The sequence below is a fragment of the Neisseria sp. P0001.S005 genome, assembly GCF_051963715.1.
In genome coordinates this window covers 1-2,314 of the sequence record NZ_JBQCTZ010000331.1, presented here as the reverse complement: position 1 = coordinate 2,314, position 2,314 = coordinate 1, and the positions used below count along the sequence as shown (strand labels likewise).

The following is a 2,314-nucleotide window of genomic DNA, read 5'->3' as shown; positions in this document are numbered from 1 at the left end:
CATCACCCCGTTTTTAATGGCTCTACATGGCAGTATAACGAACAGCAAGTCAAACTGACCTTTCCCGATTGCGACCCCATGGAATATCACAAGTTGGGTAAAGAGATAGGTCTGATGTGCGTTTCAATCGTCGCTACGGTATTTGTCGTCAACCTAATCTACAAATTCATATTATCCACGAGAGAAAAGAGTAATGAAGAATGATACCCGAAGCAATGTTAATCATCGGCATACTGCCTTATGCCTTGCTCTGTCTGCTGCTTTATTCGCTGCTCCAGTAAGGGCAGAAGTCGGCCTTCCTCCGCCGGCACAACATCAAAATGCAGGTTTCCCAAGTGACCAAGCCTTGCAACGTCGTGGCTACGATCCAAAAACAGGCGTTTGGAAAGTTGATGTACAAAACAAAGGCAAACCGACAGTAACTAAAAATGGCGAAAATATTAATGGTAGCCAAGGCAAAACAGTAACGGTTACAGGTCGTTATGGCGAAACTGGAACAATGAATACGACTGTTAATCAAAGAGTAGGTACAAGCGCGATTCAAAAAACTGCTAATGGTGTTTGGGTTGGTTCATCGGCTGCAAATGCGTTAAGTAAAAATGGATCATATGTAGCAGCTCAATTAAGAGCTGGAAATTATCAGTCAGCTTTTGAAGGTTCGGTGCTTGCTTTAGCAGATTTCGGAAATAACCTATTTGGCGGATTACCTGAATCGATTGTGAATTTAGGTCGATCTTTAGGGTTAGTGAATAATCCATCACCGCAACAATTTAAAGATGCAGCAGAAAGATTTTATGCAGCACAAAAACAAGCAGAAGCCGAAGGCAACTATCAAAAAGCAGTAGCAAATGCAGCAGCTAAAAAAGCAGCAGAAGCAGCACAAAAAGGCAAAGCACAGCAAGAAAAAAAAGAAAATTTAGAAGAACAAGAAAAATCTGGAAAAAATGTTGTACTTGTTAGGTTTAGAGAATGGGGGGATGAAAAAGGCGAAAGTATTGAATGGAGAAGCTATAAAACATCTTCTGGTGTTGGTAGATCTGACGTAGGAAATTTTCATTTATACGACATCAAATCTGCTATTTCTTATAAATATTCAGATGATTTGACTATTACATATAGTCCAAAATATCCAGGTACTTGGGGTCGGTTTTTATCTATTAGTTTTTATCCCAATAGCGAATTAAATCGTCAAAATATTATAAATAATAATGATTCAGTTAATTCTAATGACTTCATGCTGACACAAAAAGAAATGTTAGACATTTTAAAACGAATGCTTGAGAACAATCAGACAAATCATGCGGAATTGATGAATCAACTGGCAAAAATGGGCGTTTTGAATCAGTCTGCCGAGCAAAGCACATTCAGCCCTGATATCGCACTTAGTGCGCCGTACACACCCGAAGGCAGTAGCACCCCTCAACAAACAAGATTCAAAATGCATGAAGACGGCACCGTGGGCGTTGATTATGTACCACGTCCAGATTTAAAGCCAAATAGTCCAGAAGCACCGAATAAGCCCGAAAAGACAACACCGAGCAGACAGGAGAGTCCAGACAATCCAAATACACCAAATAGCCCTAATTCTCCCACTACTCCAAATGATTCGAACAGTCAAAATAAACAGAATCAAAATGAAAAAGAAAAAGATTTTTGTCAGAAAAATCCAAATGCTGATCAATGTATTTTTGGAGCAAAGGTGGAAGATATTAAATTACCTGAGCAAACAATAGATTTAAATTTTAGACCTGAAAATATATTTCAGACAGATGGGGTTTGTCCGCAGCCCAAAAGTGTCGATTTAGGCGCATTTGGGCAAGTCGAATTCAGCTATCAGCCGCTTTGCGACTTTGCCGCAAAATTGAGACCCGTCTTAATCATGATGACCATTCTAACCTGTGCATGGTTCGTCTATAGCGCATTGGAGGAGCTATGAACTGGGGCAGTTTGATAACAGCGGTTTTAATGTCAGTGGCGGGCAGAATATTGACCGCCATAGGGCTTTCTTTCGTAACAGTGGCGGGATTTCGCCAGTTGCAATCCTATTTCATTCAGCAGGTTCAAAACCATATTGGCGGTTTCCCTGAAGACGCATTGCAAATCGTATATATCATGGGTTTCGGCGTTATGCTGAATTGGATATTTGGCGCATTCACATTTATAGCAACGATAAAGGGCTTTAAGAAACTGTCCACTATCGTCAAAAGCGAGGGTTAAAAATGCTTTACTTATATACAGGCGTTCCCGGTGCGGGAAAAACATTGTATGCGGTTTCCAACCTTGTTAAACGCAAAGACTTTAAAGACCGCCCCAT

The 2,314-nt window shown here is 40.5% G+C and carries 3 protein-coding genes; all 3 read left to right on the top strand.

Annotated features, from left to right (window positions below):
* Positions 1–204: hypothetical protein (locus ACTHSP_RS19725; protein WP_440346744.1), on the top strand; the 204-nt coding region annotated here is incomplete at its 5' end.
* Complete coding sequence (locus ACTHSP_RS19720) at positions 194–1,936, top strand: virulence factor TspB C-terminal domain-related protein (protein WP_440346743.1); 1,743 nt, start codon at positions 194–196, stop codon at positions 1,934–1,936. The genes ACTHSP_RS19725 and ACTHSP_RS19720, both read left to right, overlap by 11 nt.
* Entirely contained in the window at positions 1,933–2,217 is a 285-nt protein-coding gene (locus ACTHSP_RS19715; protein WP_016687737.1) for a DUF2523 domain-containing protein, read from the top strand. Before ACTHSP_RS19720 ends, ACTHSP_RS19715 begins: the two co-directional genes overlap by 4 nt.
* Positions 2,218–2,314 lie beyond the last annotated feature (97 nt).

Excerpts from the sequence above, each read along its gene's own strand:
- ACTHSP_RS19720 (WP_440346743.1), top strand. The coding sequence starts at position 194 with ATGAAGAATGATACCCGAAGCAATGTTAATCATCGGCATACTGCCTTA.
- ACTHSP_RS19715 (WP_016687737.1), top strand. The coding sequence starts at position 1,933 with ATGAACTGGGGCAGTTTGATAACAGCGGTTTTAATGTCAGTGGCGGGC.